Origin of the sequence: Salinicola halimionae, assembly GCF_003206065.1 — a bacterium.
In the GTDB taxonomy this organism is placed as follows: Bacteria; Pseudomonadota; Gammaproteobacteria; order Pseudomonadales; family Halomonadaceae; genus Salinicola; species Salinicola halimionae.
In genome coordinates, this window is record NZ_PZJQ01000005.1 from 662,187 (window position 1) to 682,437 (window position 20,251).

18 protein-coding genes are annotated in these 20,251 nt (G+C 59.5%); 13 read left to right on the forward strand and 5 right to left on the reverse strand.

Annotation, left to right across the window (positions count from 1 at the left end; all coding sequences use genetic code 11):
* Positions 1 to 117 precede the first annotated feature (117 nt).
* Genes DOM27_RS15885 through DOM27_RS15895 form a run of 3 tightly spaced genes read left to right on the forward strand, consistent with a single transcriptional unit; the run spans position 118 to position 2,949 of the window.
* Positions 118 to 1,254 (forward strand): ABC transporter ATP-binding protein, encoded by a 1,137-nt coding sequence (locus DOM27_RS15885; RefSeq protein WP_110657414.1) that lies wholly within the window; start codon positions 118 to 120, stop codon positions 1,252 to 1,254.
* Positions 1,235 to 2,122 (forward strand): ABC transporter permease, encoded by an 888-nt coding sequence (locus DOM27_RS15890; protein ID WP_110657416.1) that lies wholly within the window; start codon positions 1,235 to 1,237, stop codon positions 2,120 to 2,122. The genes DOM27_RS15885 and DOM27_RS15890 overlap by 20 nt, the downstream gene beginning before the upstream one ends.
* A 26-nt stretch (positions 2,123 to 2,148) precedes the next feature.
* Complete coding sequence (locus tag DOM27_RS15895) at positions 2,149 to 2,949, forward strand: ABC transporter permease (protein WP_110657418.1); 801 nt, start codon at positions 2,149 to 2,151, stop codon at positions 2,947 to 2,949.
* 39 nt (positions 2,950 to 2,988) lie between these two features.
* Here DOM27_RS15895 and plsB read toward each other — a convergent pair whose 3' ends face one another.
* Positions 2,989 to 5,409 (reverse strand): glycerol-3-phosphate 1-O-acyltransferase PlsB, encoded by a 2,421-nt coding sequence (gene plsB, locus DOM27_RS15900; RefSeq protein WP_110657420.1) that lies wholly within the window; start codon positions 5,407 to 5,409, stop codon positions 2,989 to 2,991.
* Between the two features lie 233 nt (positions 5,410 to 5,642).
* On the opposite strand from plsB, the gene DOM27_RS15905 reads away from it, so the two are divergent.
* Positions 5,643 to 6,770 (forward strand): phospholipase D-like domain-containing protein, encoded by a 1,128-nt coding sequence (locus tag DOM27_RS15905; RefSeq protein WP_110657422.1) that lies wholly within the window; start codon positions 5,643 to 5,645, stop codon positions 6,768 to 6,770.
* Between the two features lie 24 nt (positions 6,771 to 6,794).
* On the opposite strand, the gene DOM27_RS15910 is transcribed toward DOM27_RS15905, so the two are convergent.
* Positions 6,795 to 7,493: a YecA/YgfB family protein gene (locus DOM27_RS15910; protein ID WP_110657424.1), complete on the reverse strand. Its 699-nt coding sequence runs from the start codon at positions 7,491 to 7,493 to the stop codon at positions 6,795 to 6,797.
* Positions 7,494 to 7,628: 135 nt separating this feature from the next.
* Here DOM27_RS15910 and DOM27_RS15915 point away from each other — a divergent pair, with 135 nt between their 5' ends.
* From DOM27_RS15915 to DOM27_RS15925, 3 genes are all read left to right on the forward strand, one after another.
* Entirely contained in the window at positions 7,629 to 8,204 is a 576-nt protein-coding gene (locus tag DOM27_RS15915) for a SprT family zinc-dependent metalloprotease (RefSeq protein ID WP_110657892.1), read from the forward strand.
* Between the two features lie 270 nt (positions 8,205 to 8,474).
* Positions 8,475 to 10,427: an acetate--CoA ligase gene (acs, locus tag DOM27_RS15920; RefSeq protein WP_110657426.1), complete on the forward strand. Its 1,953-nt coding sequence runs from the start codon at positions 8,475 to 8,477 to the stop codon at positions 10,425 to 10,427.
* Positions 10,428 to 10,837: 410 nt separating this feature from the next.
* Complete coding sequence (locus DOM27_RS15925; protein ID WP_110657428.1) at positions 10,838 to 11,503, forward strand: response regulator; 666 nt, start codon at positions 10,838 to 10,840, stop codon at positions 11,501 to 11,503.
* A 72-nt stretch (positions 11,504 to 11,575) separates the two neighbouring features.
* Here DOM27_RS15925 and DOM27_RS15930 read toward each other — a convergent pair whose 3' ends face one another.
* Both DOM27_RS15930 and DOM27_RS15935 read right to left on the reverse strand, forming a co-directional pair.
* Positions 11,576 to 12,202 (reverse strand): hypothetical protein, encoded by a 627-nt coding sequence (locus DOM27_RS15930; protein WP_188113737.1) that lies wholly within the window; start codon positions 12,200 to 12,202, stop codon positions 11,576 to 11,578.
* A gap of 177 nt (positions 12,203 to 12,379) precedes the next feature.
* Positions 12,380 to 12,892, reverse strand: a complete 513-nt coding sequence (locus tag DOM27_RS15935; protein WP_245392758.1) for a GlcG/HbpS family heme-binding protein — start codon at positions 12,890 to 12,892, stop codon at positions 12,380 to 12,382.
* Between the two features lie 49 nt (positions 12,893 to 12,941).
* Between DOM27_RS15935 and DOM27_RS15940 the strand changes: the two genes are divergently transcribed.
* The 6 genes from DOM27_RS15940 to DOM27_RS15965 all read left to right on the forward strand — a co-directional run bounded on the left by DOM27_RS15940 (position 12,942) and on the right by DOM27_RS15965 (position 19,212).
* On the forward strand, positions 12,942 to 13,616 hold the full coding sequence (locus DOM27_RS15940) for a GntR family transcriptional regulator (protein ID WP_110657432.1): 675 nt from the start codon (positions 12,942 to 12,944) through the stop codon (positions 13,614 to 13,616).
* A gap of 477 nt (positions 13,617 to 14,093) precedes the next feature.
* Complete coding sequence (locus DOM27_RS15945; RefSeq protein WP_110657434.1) at positions 14,094 to 15,074, forward strand: TRAP transporter substrate-binding protein; 981 nt, start codon at positions 14,094 to 14,096, stop codon at positions 15,072 to 15,074.
* 63 nt (positions 15,075 to 15,137) lie between these two features.
* The gene (locus DOM27_RS15950; protein ID WP_245392759.1) at positions 15,138 to 15,725 is read left to right on the forward strand and encodes a TRAP transporter small permease; all 588 of its coding nucleotides are present in this window, start codon (positions 15,138 to 15,140) and stop codon (positions 15,723 to 15,725) included.
* Positions 15,722 to 17,008 carry a TRAP transporter large permease gene (locus DOM27_RS15955; protein ID WP_110657436.1) on the forward strand — a complete coding sequence of 429 codons (1,287 nt, stop codon included), beginning with the start codon at positions 15,722 to 15,724 and terminating at the stop codon, positions 17,006 to 17,008. Before DOM27_RS15950 ends, DOM27_RS15955 begins: the two co-directional genes overlap by 4 nt.
* 55 nt (positions 17,009 to 17,063) lie before the next feature.
* Entirely contained in the window at positions 17,064 to 17,852 is a 789-nt protein-coding gene (locus DOM27_RS15960; protein ID WP_110657438.1) for an enoyl-CoA hydratase/isomerase family protein, read from the forward strand.
* A gap of 172 nt (positions 17,853 to 18,024) precedes the next feature.
* The gene (locus DOM27_RS15965) at positions 18,025 to 19,212 is read left to right on the forward strand and encodes a CaiB/BaiF CoA transferase family protein (protein WP_110657440.1); all 1,188 of its coding nucleotides are present in this window, start codon (positions 18,025 to 18,027) and stop codon (positions 19,210 to 19,212) included.
* 1 nt (position 19,213) lies between these two features.
* Here DOM27_RS15965 and DOM27_RS15970 read toward each other — a convergent pair whose 3' ends face one another.
* On the reverse strand, positions 19,214 to 20,161 hold the full coding sequence (locus DOM27_RS15970) for a LysR substrate-binding domain-containing protein (RefSeq protein WP_110657442.1): 948 nt from the start codon (positions 20,159 to 20,161) through the stop codon (positions 19,214 to 19,216).
* Positions 20,162 to 20,251: the final 90 nt, after the last annotated feature.

Here is a 20,251-nt window from a genome sequence, read left to right on the forward strand (position 1 = left end):
CGTCAAACGATGCCCCGTGTTAGATGACACGGGGTTTTTCCGAGAGCCAGTAGATATTCGGCAAACAGGTGCTCGGCATAAAGGTCTTGGGCACCGACATCAGTCAAAGAGGGCGTCATGGACGGTCGCGTATCCTTGAGCCAGGTCGCCATGCGATTTGGCGATTTCACGGCGATTCAGCCGACCTCTCTGGAAATCGAATCCGGTGAGTTCTTCAGCTTTCTCGGGCCCTCGGGCTGTGGAAAGACCACGTTGCTGAACATGATCAGTGGATTTCTGACGCCCAGCGAAGGCAGCGTTGCCATCGGCGGCACCGATATGACTCGGGTACCGGTCAACCGCCGGCCCACGGCAATGATCTTCCAGAATCTAGCGCTTTTTCCGCTGATGAGCGTCTACCAGAACATCGAGTTCGGACTCGAGGTGCGAGGTATCGATCGGCAAAAGCGTCGGCGTAGAGCGGATGAACTGCTCGAACTGGTGGCGTTGGGCGGCAGTGGCGACAAGCCGGTTGCCGAACTCTCCGGCGGCCAGAAACAGCGAATCGCGATCGCGCGTGCCCTGGCCGTGGAGCCGCGGGTGCTGCTGCTGGACGAGCCGTTGTCGGCGCTCGATCTCAAGTTGCGCCAACATATGCGTACCGAGCTCAAGGCGATTCAGCGCAAGACCGGCATTACCTTCATCTATATCACGCACGATCAAGGCGAAGCGCTGACCATGTCCGATCGGGTCGCCGTGATGTCGGAAGGGCGAATACAGCAGGTTGCCGATCCAATGACCCTGTATCGTCATCCGCAAACCGATTTCGTGGCCAACTTCGTGGGCGAGAATAATCGCTTCCCGGGTCGTGTCATGGCGATAGAGGGTGATGAAGTGACACTGGATGCCGGCCTGTCGGCACCGTTGCGCGGTCACTCCATGACGCCGCTCGAGCCGGGCGACTCGGCGACGCTCTATATTCGCCCGGAGCAGTGGCGTTTGGGGGCTGCCGATGATCGGTGCCTGCCGCTGGCCGGGGTGATTCAGACCGAGCATTTCGAAGGAGCCTGGCTAACCCTGGAAGTCGAACTGAATCAGGGACCGATGATTCGCGCGCAAGTGCCCCAAATGGCGGCCGGTGCGGATACCCAGGTTCCACTTCGCGTTGGCAGTGCCTGTCGTCTGGGCTACTCGTCCCGTCAGGCGGTCGTCCTGGCGGGTGCGGTGCACGAGCCGACGAGCGAGGAGGTCGTCGATGTGGCAGCAACTGCGTAGACGCTTCGGCGGTCCGCTGGCCGTGGCCATCGTTTCACTGATGGGGATCTGGCTGATCGCCATGGTGCTGCTGCCACAGTGGCAGATGATCGATTATTCTTTTCATCCGTCGCTGTTGCCGGCCGAGCGCGGCGGAGTGAAGGATGTCTGGACGCTGGCCAATTATGCCACTTTCTTCGACAACGACATCCATCTCGCCATTTTCTTCAAGACGATCTGGTCGAGCGTTCTCGTCACCGCGCTGACCCTGCTCGTCAGCTACCCATTGGCCTACTATCTGGCCAAGGTCGCCACGCCCGGCCAGGCTGCGCTGTGTCTGCTGCTGTTGATCATCCCGTTCTGGATCAACGAAATTCTGCGGACTTTCGCCTGGTACATCATCTTTGCCTTCCGCGGACCGCTCAACGAGTTGTTGCTCGCGCTGGGCTGGATCGATCGGCCCATTCGCTTTCTCAATGGCGATACCGGCGTGCTGGTGGGCATGGTCTACGCCTATATCCTGTTCATGGTGTTTCCGCTCTACAACGCCATCGAGAGTCTCGATACCAATCAAATCCGGGCCGCGCGGGATCTTGGGGCAGGCTGGGGTCGCACTCATCGGCGCATCGTCATTCCTCACGCCAAGCCGGGCATCGCGACGGGCTGCATCATGACCTTCATGCTGGCGGCGGGCAGCTACGCGGTTCCGGCGTTACTGGGTTCTCCGGGCAGTCGCTGGTTCACGCAGATCATCTATAACTGGTTTTTCGAAGGGGGCGACTGGAATCAGGGCGCGGCTTACGCCTTTCTGCTGCTGGTTCTTTGCATCGCCTTCGTCAGTATCATCATGCGGGTTTTCAAGGTCGGTCTCGGCGACATCGCTAAATAGACCATGCCAAACAGGAACAGCGCTTCATGAGTTCTTCGCGATTCTTCTCCTGGGCGCTCAAGGCCTATCTGCTGGTGTTCTTCGTCTATCTGTTCCTGCCGCTGGTGATCATGGCGGCTGCCACGTTCAATGAGAGCCGCTTTCCCACCATCACGCCCTGGACCGGCACCACGCTACAGTGGTTTTCGGCGCTATGGGCCGACGGTGGCATGTGGAATTCACTGATCAACAGCCTGATGGTGGCGGTCGGTGTGCTATGCCTGGCATTACCGATCGGCATCGCCAGCGCGCTTTTCCTGACCACGGTCGACGGCCGAGGGAAATCCTTCATCTATGCTCTGATTCTGTCGCCGCTGCTGACGCCGGGCGTGATCATCGGCATCTCGACGCTGATCTTCTGGCGCGGCTGGGGCTTGAATGGAGGGATTGCGCTGACCGTCATTGCACAGAGTGCGTTTATCGCCGCGTACGTCATGCTGATGGTAACGGCACGGCTGCAGCGCTTTGATCGCACGCTGGAGCAGGCGGCGCTCGACCTCGGCGCCAGTCAGTGGCAGGTTTTTCAGCGAGTGTTGTTGCCTTACCTCAAGCCCGCGATTCTGTCGGCGGCGGTGCTGGCATTCCTGCAATCGCTGGAGAACTACAACACCACCCTGTTCGTGGCGGGCTACGACACCACGCTGACGATCTACATCGCCTCGAAGGTGCGCACGGGTCTGACGCCGGCGGTCAATGCACTGGCTTTGCTGATGATCCTGTTCACGGTCGGACTGGCAATGATCTACGAGTTCAAGCGACGGCGCGAAGCTGCCAGGCGTCTAGGCTGACATCGTTCGCGCCCGGCCAAACGCTTGCTGAAAAGCCATTTACTGACGCGTCAGTCTGACCAGGCGGTGTCGAAGCTCCGGATCGAACAGTGCTCGACTACGGTTCTGTAAGCGCGGTAAGGCGTCGTCGTAGAGGAGTCGTTCATCGACGATGCGCAGCCAGCCTTGCTGTTCAAGGGTGTCCATCAGACCGCTGAAGAGCCGCTTGTCGAAAAACTCCGGCGCGTTGAGTCCGGACAACAGTGTCAATCGCTCGGCCAACTGGCGACTATGCTCTTCCAAACCTTCCCGCGTGAGTTCGCCGCTGGAGTAGCGCAACAGAGAGGCCAGCAGCAGATAAGCGCGTTCCAGCGTGGGCTGCACCGGCTGCCCCAGCAGTCTCAGATGCTCGCTCGACTCCAGATGCCCGGGTTGCCGACGCCAGCCGTTGTCGGTGGCATGAAGAAGCCCTTCCTGTTCGAGTACCGACAGGGTCGACGCCAGGCGCTGACGGGGATCGGTCGGTGGCGCGAAGTAGAGTTCGTGCGTCAGCAAGGGCCAGGCCGGGGACAATAGCGTATCGAGATCATCGAGGGAGAAGGCGGCGTTATTGCGGAACGCGAACGCTACCAGCCCGAGATGCATGAACAGATGCAACACGTTATTACGATACCAGGTGAGTAGCGTTGCCTGCTCTGGCCGTGCGGTGATCAATTCGCCCAACGCCTGTGGCTGGCGGTTCACGAAGCCGAGAGCCACTACGTGATCGATCCAATCCGCGGGGTCTCCGCTCGGTAGCTGGCAGCGTTGGCTGCCGGGCAAATTGCGCTGCAGTCTCACCAGCAGACCGATATGGTGTGCCAGCAGATCGGATTCGATGGTGTGGTGCGGCGTGGCCAATAGCGTCATGGCCACGAGCGAAACGGCATTCAGACTGGCGGCGTCGTTGATGCGTCGAGCCAGCGTTTCCCCCAGCAGCGGGACGGCGCGATTCAGCCACTCGGGGCGTGTCGAGACGACGTCCTGTTGCCATTCCGGAACCGTTTGATTCAGGAATCCTGCCAGCGACAGCGGTTCCCCCACACTGACCGTCACGCGGCCGTGGGGCTCGCGCAGGTGCTTGAGCACGCGCAGCAGGTCGAGGGGCGACTCCTTCTTCTTCGTGCCACCGCGGAGCTCGCGGAGATAGCTGTTGCTCTCCAGCACGCGTTCGTAGCCCACGTAAACCGGCACGAAGGCGACATCCCGAATCGCGTCTCGGGCGAACGAGCGTAGTGTCATCGCCAGCATGCCAGGGCGGGGTGAGAGCATTCGCCCAGTGCGTGAACGGCCGCCTTCGATGAAATACTCCACCGGGTGGCCGCGGGCGATCAGACGGTGCAGGTACTCGTTGAAAACGGTGGCGTAGAGACGATTGTCCTTGAAGCTGCGACGCAGGAAGAAGGCCCCGCCGCGGCGCATTAGCGCGCCGATCACCGGCATGTCGAGATTGCGTCCGGCGGCAATGTGCGGCGGCATCAAGCCTTCCCGATAGAGCACATAGGAGAGCAGCAGGTAATCGATATGACTGCGATGACAAGGGACGTAGATGAGCGTGCGTTCGCCGGCGATAGCCTTGACCGTGTCGAGCCCGTATACGTCCACGCCTTCGTAGAGCCGGTTCCACAGACGTTTGAGCAGCTCATAGAAAAAACGCAGAACCGGATAGGACATGTTGGAGGCAATTTCGCGGGCATAGCGTTCGGCGCGGCGGCGCTCCCTTGCTGGCGTGGTGCGATTGAACTGCGCAGCCTCTAGCACCGCTTCACGCACCGGTCGACTGTCGACCACGCCTCGCATCAGCGTGCGATGGTGGGAGATATCCGGACCCAGCACGCGCGCTCGAATGCGCCGGAAGTGAACCCGTAGCACCCGCGCGACCTTGCGTTGCGTCAAGGTGACGGCAGGATCATCGATCAAGGGTCGCAGCCGGATCGGCTCGCCGAAGTGTGCTTCCAGATGGCGTCCGTTGACGCCCACCGACAGCAGCCGGCGCAGACGTCCGCTCCAGGCCCAGTCGTCGGCCGCCAGCATCTTCCAGAAACCGAAGTCCTTGCCTGGGGCACGACTCCAGAACACGCTGACCGGCACCAACTGCGCATCCAGCGAGGGATCGGCCTCGAGCGCATCCAGCAGTTGTTGCAGGTGAGACGAATGCTGCCCCTTGACCCCGCGTCGACTCTTACGCAGCTGCGGCAGCGCAAAGCATGCAGGCAGCTCGCTATGACCGAAAAGGTGCCGGGCACGGGCATCGGGGAGATCGAGATCGTGACTCAAGCGTTCGACGGCGATCTCGTCGGTCAACGACGGCCGGGCGATGACGTAGAGCGTAGGAAGCGCGTCATCGAGGCGAAATGGCTCGGGTTCGACCAGGCGAAAGGCAAGCCAGCGATCGAGCACACGACTGACGAGGCGATGCCATAGTCGGGAAGGTTCAATCATAGTCGTCGAAATTTGATCACTGTCGGCGAAATTTAATCACGGTCGTCGAAGTCCGATCCCGATCATCGAAACCCCATGCGCTTGGGCATCGATGCGGTTGTTCCCCGCGAGTGCCCGAGTATAGCCAACTCACTGCCTGACAGCGACGCCACCCGCAGCGTCCGACTCCGACAGGCTTTCCTTGGGACTGCAAACGTGCGTCAATCGGGAGCGATCAAGGAGGCAGGCGGTTCATGCAAGCGACATGGAAGGATGGCAACCGGTTCGAGCTATTGCCGGAAGGCAAGCGGTTCTGGCCGGCGATGCGCGAGGCCATCGACGGTGCACAACAGTATCTGTGGATCGAACTCTATCTAATGGAGTCAGGCGATCTGGCCGAACGCTTCATTGGCGTGCTGGCAGCAGCAGCGTCGCGCGGGGTCGAAGTCAAACTGATGCTCGATGGCGTGGGCAGCATGGGGCTGTCGGGCAGCGATCGACAGCGACTGCGAGACGGCGGGGTCGAACTGCGGTTTTTCAATCCACTGTCGGTGACGCGACTGGGCGGCAATCTGATGCGTGATCACCGCAAGCTCGTCGTCGTCGACGGCATCACGGCCTTTACCGGCGGCTTCGGCATCGTCGATGAGTTCGTCGAGGCCTGGTATGAAGTCGCGGTGCGCGTTCAGGGCCCCGTGGTCGAGGACTGGATGCGACTGTTCGGTCAGGTCTGGGACTCGCCACTGACTCGAGGGGGAGGGATGAGAACGCGATTGTCGCGGGCGTTGCCCGACCACCACTCGACCGCCGAGACATCGGCCGGTGGTATGCGCGGCAGAGCGATCTGGGGACGGGGGCATCGTTATCAGGCCATTCGAGTATCGCTGCAAGGCCGCATCAACACGGCGGATCGCAGGCTATGGCTGTGCACGCCTTACTTCGTGCCGACGTTGAGCCTGCGTCGGGCACTGGCTCGCGCCGCACGCCGCGGCATCGATGTGCGTCTACTACTGGCGGGCGGTCATCATGATCACCCCGGGGTTCGATATGCCGGACAGCGGTTCTACAACCGGTTGCTCAAGGCCGGCGTCAAGATCTACGAGTTCCAGCCGACGTTCATTCATGCCAAGTTCAGTGTCGTCGATGACTGGGTGTCATTGGGTTCATGCAACTTCGATCACTGGAGTCTGCAGTGGAATCTCGAGGCCAACCAGGAGATTGATGACCCCAGCTTCGCCGCCGAGGTCGCCCAGCTTTTCGAGCGAAATTTCGCTGCCAGCCAGCGCATCGATGCCGCCAGCTGGGCCCAACGCGCCTGGTGGCAGCGTGCGCGCGAGTGGCTGTTCGGCACGCTCAATGCCTGGGTGACGCGCCTCAAGTAGCGCCATTAGTTGTCGTCGAGATATCTAGCGCTTGCGACCCCGTTGCTGACCCGATGTTGCCTTCCTGGAGCCCGGCTTGCCGTTGCCCTTGTGCTTTCCCTTGCCCTGGGACGGCTCCGGCGGGACCCGAAAGTGCAGGTAAAGATCCAGAGTCAATTCCGGAAGCTGGCCCGCCAGGGCGACAAACTGGCTATCCTCGGCGATCATCTCTACAATTTCCGGCTCTTCGTCGAACAGCCCCGACAGCGCCATGAAGGGAAGTAGCAGGGCGGCAACATGGGTTTCGTCCTGGGAGAACCAGGCCGCTTCGTCGAGGAAGACGCATTGCATGAAGCCGGCACACCAGTCCTCGATGGCCGCGGCCATGTCACCGCTTTCATCGAGTTCGTTGTCGAAAGGCAGCTCGACCCAGTTGCCGCGTTCCAGAATGCTGGCAGCGTTGGTCTTGAGAGTTTCCAGCAGACCCAGAATCTCTTCACGCTCGGCGACACCGTCGAAAGGCGGTTCACCCTCGAACAGTTCGGCGACCCATTGCTCCGAGCTGATTTCCCGTGGAGAGACCGCTAGTGCGACTAGATAACCATGAGCGCCAATCACGTCCGGCGCGTCTTCACCGAGGCGCTCGGAGGTCAGGTAGTCATCGAGACGCGCCAGCGCTTCGTCGGCCAGTGGTGGCTGACTTTCGATCGCGTCATCCGGTCGTTCGGACAAGAGTTCAGACATGCGGCTCTCCGGATGGCAAAGATGAGTTCGTGGCCAGTTTGAATTCTTGGCCAGTTTGAATTGGTGACTAGCTCGGATTGTGACACAGGTCAGTGGGCTAGACGCCCGGTGACGGTATCGGCATTCTATCATCCCATGACCGATCTGCGTTCCTCCCCCTTATCCCCCGTGCTTGGCCAGAGCGACGCTCAGGCGCTTGAGGCACTTGACGAAACGGCCCTCGAAAGTCTGCTCCTGAAGCGGGCCGAGGCCGCCTGGCAATTGGCACAGGACGTGCATCCTGATTTACCTCGGCCGAAGGTGTGGTTCGATCTGCGCGGTCGTAGTGCCGGGCAGGCGCATTACCAACGCGGCGGGCTGCGCTTCAACTGGACCCTGCTGCGAGAGAATCGTCAGGCTTTCATGGACGAGATCGTGCCCCATGAAATGGCCCATTGGTTGGTCTTCCACCTTGAGGGCGGGGCTCGGGCTCGACCCCATGGACGCGAGTGGCAAACGGTGATGCGAAAGCTCTATGGGCTGAAGCCGATCGTCACGCACCGCTTCGACGTCGCACGCGCCAGCCCCACTCCCTATCTTTATCGCTGCCGCTGCGAGACGCTGCACCGGTTTACCGGACGGCGCCATTCTCAGGCCATGAAAGGATCCCGATATCGTTGCCGTTACTGCCGGGCGACCTTGACGTTTGCCTATCGCGAAATATCCGAATAACGTCCAATGACGCTTCGGGCGCGCGATCTGTCGATCATCGAGAACGTCGCTATCGATATCGTGGATCTCCGTGCGAACTGCCTTTGTCCTCGATTACTCAGGATCGAGTTGAGACGAAGGTCTAATAGGGGGTGTCGGGGGCCGTCGTTATATGCTGACCGACTGCAGTCGCAGGCCTATCGCATTGAGTCAGCTAGGCTTTCACGAACCGACGAATCATCGCCGACCGAATAGCGACGACCCGAATACGTCTTACAGGGAGACTGGAGCATGAGCGAACAGCAGCGCGTATATCCCGTCGATGAACGCCTGGCAGCCAATGCCTGGATCGATCGCGATCGGTACGAGACGCTCTATCGCCAGTCCGTCGAAGACCCCGAAAACTTCTGGCGCGAACAGGCCGAGAGTCTGAGCTGGAGCAAGAAGCCAGCGACCATCAAGAACACGTCGTTCGCCTCCCGCAATGTCGATATTCGCTGGTTCGAGGATGGCGAACTCAACGTTGCCCATAACTGTCTTGATCGTCATCTGGCCACACGGGGTGACCAGCCCGCTATCATCTGGGAAGGCGACGATCCCGATGATCACAAGATCATCACTTACCGCGAGTTGCACCAGCGGGTATCGCAACTTGCCAACGGTCTCAAATCCCTGGGGGTCGGTAAGGGAGATACGGTAACGCTTTATATGCCGATGGTGCCGGAAGCGGCCATGGCAATGCTTGCCTGCGCGCGTATCGGCGCGGTGCACTCGGTCGTGTTCGGCGGGTTTTCCCCGGATGCGCTGGCCGGGCGTATCGTCGACTCGCAGTCTCGCGTCGTGATCACTGCCGATGAATCGGTTCGTGGTGGCAAGCAGGTGCCGCTCAAGGACAACGTCGATGCCGCGTTGACCCGAGAAGGCACCGACGTGGTTGAAACCGTGCTGGTGGTCAAACGCACCGGCGGCAGTATCGAATGGCACGAAGGCCGCGACCGATGGTTCGACGATGTGGTCGATGCGCAGTCCATCGATTGCCCCGCCGAGACCATGAACGCCGAGGATCCGTTGTTCATTCTTTACACCTCGGGCTCGACGGGCATGCCCAAAGGGTTGAAACACACATCCGGCGGGTATCTTCTTTACGCTGCCCTGACGCATCGCACGGTTTTCGATTATCACGATGGCGAAGTCTACTGGTGTGCTGCCGATGTGGGCTGGATTACCGGTCACAGCTACATCGTCTATGGCCCCTTGGCCAATGGCGCCACCACGCTGATGTTCGAAGGGGTGCCGACCTATCCGACCCATGGGCGCATTGGCCAGATCATCGACAAGCACGATGTCGCCATCCTCTACACCTCGCCCACGGCTATCCGCTCGCTGATGGCCCATGGCGAGCACATCATGGACGACAGCCAACGCTCGTCGTTGCGAATTCTTGGCTCCGTCGGTGAGCCCATCAATCCCGAGGCCTGGGACTGGTTCCATCGGGTCGTTGGCAATTCGCGGTGCCCGATCGTGGACACTTGGTGGCAGACCGAAACCGGCGGACACATGATCACGCCGCTACCCGGGGCAACGGCGCTGAAGCCGGGTTGTGCGACTCAGCCCTTCTTTGGCGTGCAGCCGGCGCTACTCGACAATGACGGCAAGCCATTGGACGGCGCTAACGAAGGTAACCTGGTGATTCTCGACTCCTGGCCCGGGCAGGCGCGCTCGATCTGGAACAATCACGAACGCTTCGTCCAGACCTACTTTTCGACTTACGAAGGGGTCTACTTTACTGGCGACGGTTGCCGGCGCGATGCCGACGGCGATTACTGGATTACCGGACGCATCGATGATGTCCTGAATGTCTCCGGGCATCGCATGGGTACGGCCGAGATCGAGTCCTCGCTGGTGGCGCATCAATCCGTAGCCGAAGCGGCCGTCGTGGGTTATCCGCATGACATTAAAGGGCAGGGCATTTACGTCTATGTGACCCTCAATGACGATGTCGAATCCAGCGACGAGTTGAAGCAGGAACTCAAGCAATGGGTGCGCAAGGATATCGGTCCGATTGCCACGCCCGATGTGATTCAATGGGCGCCGGGGCTACCGAAGACCCGCTCGGGTAAAATCATGCGGCGCATTCTGCGCAAGATCGCCGCCGACGAGTGTGATGGTCTGGGTGACACGTCGACGCTGGCCGACCCCGGCGTTGTCGAAGATCTGATAGAGAACCGCCATTTGCGTCCTTGAATCAACGTTTCCGGTGCCCTGAATCCCATCAGTGGCCTAGAGCGGCGTAACAACTATATGACTGGTTAATGTAAATTATCATTAACCTTATTTTGACCGATGATTATCGTTCGGCCGTCTTGAAAGAGGCTTTCCTCCCGGTACTTTTTCGTGCCGCTCCAAAGGGAGGGAAGCACGCCAGCTTTCCGGGACGACCGAACTTTTTTTATGCTTAATCGGACTTTTTGTAGCTCCCAGTGCGGGTTTATCCGTCAATTTTTACTGGATTTACGTACCGTTGACTTGAGGCTTGGGATTCCATGATCGCATGGGGTAACATGCCGTTAACCATTAGTTGAAGTAACTTATCTGAATGGCGATAGTGGACCGACTAACTCGTCATCTATTCCGATAGCGCCGGAGGAGAATCAATGGCTTTTGCCCAGAAATTCATCGTAGCTGATGACCACCCACTCTTCCGGGCGGCCCTCAATCAGGCGCTGCGACAAGTCTCGCCACAAGCGGAGATCGTCGAGGCGGACAGCATGGAGGCAACGACGGAGGTCGTGACCCGACATCCCGATGCTGACTTGATTCTGCTCGATCTTCACATGCCGGGTGCTCACGGTTTCTCCGGACTGATCCAGCTCCGAGGGCAGATGCCGGACATCCCGGTGACCGTGGTGTCCGGAAGCGAAGAAGTCGATGTCGTTCGTCGTGCCATCGATTACGGCGCGTCGGGCTTCATCCCCAAGTCCGCTTCGCTGGATACTATCGCCGAAGCGATCGGTGAGGTGCTCAAAGGGGAAGTCTGGCTGCCGCAATATCTTGCCGATGCCATGGGTGAGGGTAGTCCGGAGGATGCCCGTTTCGCGGAAGCGATCGCCTCGCTAACGCCACAGCAGTTTCGGGTCCTCAACATGTTGACGGAAGGACTGCTCAACAAGCAGATCGCCTACGAACTCAACGTGTCGGAAGCGACAATCAAGGCCCACGTCACGGCCATACTGCGCAAGTTGGGGGTTCATTCCCGTACACAGGCGGTTATTGCCGCGCAGAAGTTGGAGATCGAACCGCCCAAGGTGACCAACGACTGATCGTGCCGGAAGTCCGGGTATCGGGAGCCGCCGTTTCTTATCGTAGAACCGGCGGCTCTTTACGTTGGGTCGTCAAGGCGCAGATGTGTCGTTGCTGGCCCTCCGGTCCAAGGCCGAGCTTGCTTTCTCTGGGCCCGCCTCGATCGCCCTGGCGCGGCTGATTCGCCGCGCCATCAGCAGCAGTTCGAGGCTGGCGAACAGCAACAGGCTATATCCGGTCAGTTCGGTGATCTCTTCCGCCGCGTCCTTGATGACCCGCAAGTACTGTTCGCCCATCAGTGCATGCCACAGTTCGCTTCGTCCATAGAGGCGGGAAAAGACGTACGTGACAAGAAAACCGGCCGCGAAAAGCCCGAATCCCAGGCTGTTGGACACCTGAGCGAATTCTTCCAAAAATTGGCGACGGGCTCGAATCACCGCCGCCAGAGTCGGTAGCGCGATCATTGCGACCAGACATTCCCAAGCACCATCGAAAATACCACTGTCCAGCCAGAGATCGTTTTCGCGCACGAGTGACATGGCGTAGAAGGCGCCCAGTAGAAGACTTACGGTGCGCAGTACCTTGAAACGCTGGCGGATGATCAACATCGAGGTGGTGCAAAGAAGCAGCAAGATCGACTGAGTGATTTCCGTCAACGACGTTTCACTAAAATTGGGCGCGCCGATGTGTTTGGCGTCGACCGCCAGTATTAGTTGCATGAGACCCGCCAGAAGCAGGGTATAGATGACGGCTCGAAGAGAGACCGATCGGAAGGTCAAAGGAATGAGGGAAAAGGGCATGATTTTTCCTGCCGGCGATTGATAGCCGGCTAAGATTATCAGCCTTAAGAATCTTAAGAAACGCTGTTTTGGTTATTTTTTAAGATAACCTTAATTTTATGGGGCTATTCCGACTCGGAGCTCAGCAGCTTCGATGCCTGCAATGGCTGCGCGTTCGTCGTTGACGGAGCTGTCGCCGCTGACACCGACCGCGCCGATTACCTGATCCTGTTCGTCCAGGATCAGCACGCCGCCGGCGACGGGAATGAATTCACCCCCGGAAGCTGAGGCAACCGCCGACAGAAAGGCAGGGCGCTCCTGGTTGCGCTCACCGATCGTCCCACTGGAGACCCCGTAGCCCAAGGCGGCCTTCGCTTTCCCGTGCGCCACCGCCAACCGCATCACGGCGCAGCCATCTGCTCTGTCGCTGCTGATGGGGCATCCGCTGGTATCCATGACAGTGACGGTGAGAGGGTTTAGCTCGTGCGTCTCCGCATGAGCCAGCGCCGCATCGATAATGGTTCGGGCCTGTTTCAGCGATAGAGTCCGGTGAGTCAGATAGACATTTTGAGCCATGGTCGTATTCCTTGAGTTATTTTTGTATTCATAATTCATTTTGGGTGGCGTCATCCATGCGCCATTGGGAGAATGGCAACATCGAAACGGTTATGAGTGTCCCATGATCAAGATCCAACAGAACACCCTTTACGGTGAAGCGGCTGCCCGCATCCGAGACATGATCAATGAGGGCAGTCTGCTCCCGGGCATCCGTATCCCGGAAAAGCGGCTATGCGAGCAGTTCGGTATTTCCCGGACACCATTGCGGGAGGCTCTCAAGGTGTTGGCATTCGAGGGGATGGTCGAGCTCCTGCCAAACCGAGGCGCCCGCGTCGTGCGTTTGACGCGTCAGATGCTGGAGGAGACCTACAATGTGATGGGGGCGCTGGAAGGTCTGTCCGGCGAGCTGGCATGCCGTTATATCACCGAAAATGAGGTGGCCGACATTCAGGCGCTCCATTATCAGATGGTGGCGCACTACAAGCGTGGAGAGAGCCAGCCGTACTTCGAGCTAAATCAGCGTATTCATGATGCGATCATGCTTGCCGCTCGCAACGACACGCTGCGGGAGACCTACAGCAGTCTGAACTATCGCATTCAGCGGGTGCGCTACTCCACTCACATGATCGACGAGTACTGGGATCAGGCCGTTGCCGATCATGAGGCGATGATCGAGTGTCTGCTGGTTCGCGATGGAGAACGTTTGGGCGCCATTCTGCGCGAGCACTTGCGACACAAACTCGTCGTCGCCGCGGCGAGTGGCGTGATCGACGACGAGCAGAGCGCCGCCGTCTGAGATTGGCGGTTGACTTTCCCGGGTTCGGTGGTTTTGCCTGAGGCTCGTGTTCTTTCCCATACAGACCCCATACCGTTCCCGGCACGAATCCCTGCAAATCCGGCTCATGATGACATCACTGGGTATCACGCACCGGTTCGGCGTGCTCTAGCCTCCCCTGATCTGACATCGAGCCAGTCGAGCGAGCACGATGGCGCGGGGCATCCGCCGAAATTTAAAATGAATTCATTGTGTTGCTACGATTCAGTCCCTCCTGATCGCGATAAATAACTAATTCTAAAAGTATAGTGTTGAGACTTTACGCCAATAGACAAATGTTGGATTGGTTTCAATTGAATTATGAATTCATAATTCACTGGCAGAATCCCAGCGTGCTCGCACTGCGGGGTATCGACCGGGGCGTCGCGATAGTCCCACTGATCTTGCCCGGTCCATCGTTCAGGCGAGCCAATATAAAAAGACGGAAGGACGCCAGTGATGAAAAATCTCAAAGCAGGCCTGTTGGCGCTCGCGCTAATGGCCGGTGCCAACTACGCCAGTGCTCAGGAAGTCCAGGTCAAGTTTGCGCATGTCGGGGAGCCGGGGTCGCTGTTCGCCAATGTTTCCGAGGAGTTCGCCAAACGCGCCAACGAGAAGCTCGCTGGCGAAGCCAAGGTGATCGTCTACGGTTCGAGTCAGCTGGGCGGTGATTCTGAGCTGCTAAAGAAGCTGAAGTTGGGCACGGTCGATCTGGCACTACCCTCGACCGTCATGAGTAGCGTCGCACCCCAGTTCGCCCTGTTCGAAATGCCGTATCTCATTGCCGATCGCGACCATATGGCGAAGGTACGCGACGAGGTCGTGCGCCCGCAGCTCTATCCGGTGGCCGAGAGCCGGGGTTACCACATCATTGGCGTGTGGGAGAACGGCTTCCGTCAGATCACCAACAACGAGCGGCCTATCAACAAGCCGGCCGACCTTTCCGGCATCAAGCTGCGTGTTCCCAAAGGCGTCTGGCGGGTCGAGATGTTCAAGAGCTACGGCGCGAATCCGTCGCCGATGGCGCTATCCGAAGTGTTCGTCGCACTGCAGACAGGGGCGATGGACGGCCAGGAAAATCCGCTGGTTCAGACCTACGCCTCGCGCCTGCAGGAAGTGCAGAAATACCTTTCGCTATCTGGCCATATCTATACCCCGGCTTACGTTACCGCTGGCATGAGCTGGAACCGGCTGCCCCAGCACGTGCGCGACGTGCTAAAGCAAACCGCCGAGGAAATGGAGCCCTATGCGCTCGAGCAGGGTGCGAAGCTCGATGAAGAGACGCTCGCCAAGATGCGCGAGGCCGGTCTGGAGATCAACGAGGTCGATCGCCAAGCTTTTATCGATGCCTCCAAACCGGTCTACGACAAGTTCATCAAGGACGTCGAGGGCGGCCAGGAAATGCTCGACAAGGTGCGTGAACTGCAACCTGCCAGTTAACTCGCGCGCCCGATCGCGGCCGTTAATCTGGACGCGGTCGGGCTGCGGACGAAGGAGCCGCCTGTGAAAACTCTGAATACCCTACGCGATGGCTTCAGTCGCCTGCTCGAGATCATCGTGGTCATCAACATGCTGATGCTGGCGGGGATCGTCATCGTCGGTTTCCTTTCGCGTCTGGTGGGGTCGCCCTTTGCCTGGTACGACGAGGCAGCCTCGATCAGTCTAGCCTGGCTGACCTATTACGGTGCTGCGCTGGCCGCCGCCAAAGGCGCTCACATTGCCTGTCCGAGCATCGTCAACGCGTTTCCGCCACAGGTGCGTCTGCCCATTGCCATGCTGGGCGAGGCGCTGACGATCGCGTTCTTCGTGTTGCTGGCAATAACTGGCTGGCAAGTCGTCGATATTCTCGCGGGCTCGACCATGATCAGTCTCACCAGCGTCTCGCTGCAGTTCACGCAGTCGGCGCTTCCGATTGCCTCTGTGCTGTTCATCATTGCGGAGCTGCTGCGACTACCCGAGATCATTCGACAGGCACGCGGCGAGGGTTTCGTCGACCATGAGCTGGAGGAGATCGGGCTGAGTCCCAACATGGCCAGCCAGAATGATACCGGAACTAATGTAAGGCCTAACGCAGGGAGCACGGGTCGATGATTCTTACACTGATGTTCGTCGGGCTGCTGCTGCTGATCGTGCTCAACGTACCGATCGCCATCGCCCTTGGCTTGGTCGGCGCCGTTGCTGTCTACTCGAGCTATGGTGTCTACGCGCTACCCAATATCGGGCTTACGATGTTCGAGGGTGCGACCAACTTTCCGCTGATCGCCATACCGCTGTTCATCCTGGCCGGGGCAATCATGAATGCCTCCAGCATCTCGCGGCGCTTGATCGACTTCGCTTCCTCGCTGGTCGGTTTCGTCAAGGGTGGGCTGGCGATGGTAACGATCGGCTCCTCGATCTTTTTTGCCGAGATTTCAGGCTCTGCCGTGGCCGGCGTCTCTGCGCTGGGCAGCCTGTTGATTCCGGCGATGAAAAGCCGTGGCTATTCCAAGGAATTCGCCGCAGCGATCTCGTCATCCGCCGCCAGCCTGGCGATCATCCTGCCGCCTTCGATCCCGATGATTCTGTATGCGGTGATGTCGGGAGAGTCGGTGGTCAAGATGTTCGTCGCCGGTATCTTCCCGGGTCTGCTGGGCGCCCTGGGGCTTGCCATCGCCTGTTATTTTCTGGCGCGCAAGCACAACTTCCCCGCCGAGGGTCGCTTTCAGGCGAGCCGGGTCTGGAAATCCTTCAAGGAGGCGATCTGGGCGCTTCTGATTCCGGTGATCATTCTCGGCGGCATTTTCGGCGGCGTCGTCACCGCTACCGAAGGCGCGGCGCTGGCTGTCGTGGTCGCGATCTTCATCAGTGCGGTCATCTACCGGGAATTCACGCTGAAGACACTGTGGAAGTCGTGCCTGGATGCCGGTATCCAGACCGCCGTGGTGATGTTGCTGGTCGCGAGCTCCGCGCTGGTCGGGCTCTATCTCACCGAGTCCCAGCTACCGCAGCAACTGGCCAATTCGATCAGTGGCCTGACCGACAACAAGTACGTCATCCTCGCGCTACTCAACGTCATCTTTCTGATTCTCGGCGTTTTTCTGCACTCGGCGGCGGCGATCATTCTGGTGGTGCCGATTGTGCTGCCGTTGATCATCCAGGTGGGCATCGATCCGCTGCACTTTGGTCTGATCGTCACGCTCAATCTGGCGATCGGTCAGCAGACCCCTCCGGTCGCCAGCGTCCTGATCGCATCATGCTCCATCGCCAAGGCGGATATCTGGCGCACCTCGAAAACCAACCTGTGGTTCCTGGGTGTGCTGTTCATCATTTTGATCTTCAACACCTATGTGCCCGATTTTGCACTGCTGCTGGTACATCTGATTTATGGCAGTTAAGACGCGTTAGTTGATATTCCACGCCGACCAGGCGCCAATCGAGAGAACCGACACCATGCTTCAGGATGACGAGATCCGTTGTTACCAGGAGGGCGCGATCGGCTGGATCCGTTTCAACCGGCCCGAGGCCCGCAACGCCATGACCTGGCATATGTATGACACCATGTCCCAGGCTTGCCAGCGATTCGACGAGAACCAGGAGATCCAGCTGATCGCCTTCCGTGGCGAGGGTACGGAGGCTTTCGTCGCGGGTACCGATATCAAGCAGTTTGCTGCCTTTACCGCCCCCCGTGATGGTATCGACTATGAGCGCCGAATCGATGCCGTGATCGGTGGGATCGAACGCTTGACGACGCCGACGGTGGCGCTGATCGACGGCTACTGTGTTGGCGGTGGTGCGGCCATCGCGATGGCCTGCGACTTCCGCTACGCCAATAGCGCTTTCAAGTTCGGGATTCCCATCGCCAGGACGGTGGGCAACTGCATGTCCATTACCAATATCTCTCGGCTGGTCGATCTGCTCGGTATCGCGCGGTCCAAGCGCGTGCTGATGCTGGCGAAGACGATCGAGATCGACGAGGCATTGGCGGTCGGGCTGGTCGATGTCGTCGTCGACAGCGGGTCACTCGACGAGGCCGCCGAAGCGCTCGCGGAAAAGCTGTCGGGCCATGCGCCGTTGACGATGCGGGCAACGAAGGCCTGCATCAATCGGATTCTGGATCAACGGCGCCCCGATCCTGAAGCCAGCGATGATTTGATCGCGCTTTGCTACACCAGTGAAGATTTTCAGGGTGCCGTCAGACGATTCGTCGACAAGACGCCTTATACCTGGCAGGGCCGCTAGACCCGAACGATTTAGCGTCGTTCCCACCAGGCTGACGTGAACGCCACTCGCCGCTTGTCAGCACGACATGGCATCGCGCGCCCGCGACGGGGTGTGCGAGATGGGGTACGCGCGTCATTCGTCAGCTCCGTTTACGTTATTCGCCATTTCAAGGTTGGCAGGGAGAATCGCCATGTTACCGCTGGAAGGCATGAAGGTACTCGACATCTCGCAGATCATGGCGGGCCCGTACTGCACCATGGTGCTGGGGGACATGGGTGCGGACGTGATCAAGGTCGAAAAAACCAATGGCGGCGATGACAGTCGCCAGATGGGGCCCTACATCAACGACGAGTCCACCTGCTTCGCGCAGATCAATCGCAACAAGCGCAGTATCTCGCTCAATCTCAAGGAATCCGACGGCCTGGAGATCTTCTATCAGTTGGCGCGAGAAGTGGATGTCGTTGTAGAGAACTATCGGCCCGGGGTGACCCAGTCGCTGAAGATCGACTACGAGACCTTAAAGGGCATCAATCCCGGGTTGGTCTACTGTTCGATATCCGGGTACGGCCAGACGGGACCGTATCGGCGCAAGGGTGGATTCGATCTGGTCGCCCAGGGCATGACCGGGCTGATGTCGATGACCGGCGAGCCCGGCCGGCGGCCGTTGAAGACCGGTGTTGCGGTTTACGATATCGGCGCAGGAATCACCGCGATCTACTCGATACTGGCGGCATACATTCACAAGCAGAAAACGGGCGAGGGTCAGCTTGTCGATGTGGCGATCGCTGAGTGCGGCCTGCCCTGGTTTACCTGGGAGGCTGCGGCGTATTTCGCCGAGGGGCGCGTCCCGCAGCCCACCGGTTGGCGGCATCGTGTTTCCGCGCCGTATCAGGCGGTCAAGGTTCGCGACGGCTTCATCATGCTGGGGTGTGCCAATCAACGCACCTGGGAGCGATTCTGCAATGACGTGCTGGCACGCCCTGATCTGACTCAGGACCCTCGCTTCGTCACCAATAGCGACCGAGGGCACAACGTCGATGCGCTGGAGGCCTTGCTGGAAACGTTGATGAGCACGACGGACATGCAGGAGTGGCTGACCCGGTGCGACGAAGCCGGCGTGCCAGCCGGGCCGATCAACGATTTTGCCCAGGCGATGGATGACCCGCACTACCGGGAACGGGGCATGGTTCAGGAGCTCGACCATCCGGTGATCGGGCGGATGCAGACCATCGGTTTTGCCAGCAAGCTTTCGGCAACGCCGCCCCAGATTCGACGGGCGGCACCGGTATTCGCTCAACATACCGAAGAGGTATTGGCGACGCTCGGCATCGAGGGCGATCGCCTGGCAGCCCTGCGCGAACGAGGAGTCATTCGCTAGCTCAGTCAGCATTTCCGACTGGCGCGGCGATTTCCTGCGACCGTCGCGCCTCCTCTTCCAGCCAATCGTGAACCGCCTGTACCCGACGATCGTCCAGCGCTCCCTGCTGGTAAACCAGCCCATAGCGTTTACCGGTCGCTACCGAACCAGCGAACGGCGCAATCAGGCGTCCGCTGGCCAGTTCATCGCCGATCAGGGTTCTTCGGGCAATCGCTACGCCCATGCCAGCGATGGCTGCCTCTACCGTCAGCTGGTTGCGATTGAAGGTATAACCCCGGCGCACGTTGACCCGCTCGCCACCGATCGCGTGCAGATAATGCTCCCATTCGGCGTAGTCGTGGCTGCCGCGCCAGGCCGTCACGTCGTGAAGCAGCGGGTAGTAACCCAGCGCCTCGGGATGGGTGAGCGGGGGGCGACGTCTAAGCAGCTGCGGCGAGCAGACGGCGAAGATCTTTTCATCGATCAACGGCGTGGTCTGAAGGCCGGGATAGTGGCCGTCATTGAGATCGATGGCCAGTTCGTAGCCGCCATCGAGCAGCGACAGATTGCTGTCCTCGGCGCTGATATGCAGATCGATATCGGGGAAGCGTGCCTGCAGGCGCGGCAATCTCGGCATCAGCCATTTGGCCAGGAACGACGGCAGGCAACGCAGCCTCAGCACCCCGCTCATGACACCGCCGCGCAGGCGGTCGACCTCCAGTCCGACGGCGTCATAAGCTTGGGAGACGACTCGCGCCAGCCGCTCTCCCTCCTCGGTCAGCGCCAGCTGGCGCGGCAGACGTCTGAACAGGCGAAACCCCAGGCGGTCTTCGAGCTGTTTGATCTGTTGGCTGACCGCGCCGGTGGTGACATGAAGTTCTTCTGCTGCCCGGGTGAACGAAAGGTGGCGGGCGCTGATGGCGAAGACTTTCAGCCAGGCGTGGGTCTGGGCGTTGAGTGATTGAATCATGATTTAGCCAAGCTATAGGATTCGGCAGTTTTTATCGATTGTGTCTGCAATATACGGCGAGCACACTGAAGTCAAACTATATCGTGCGCC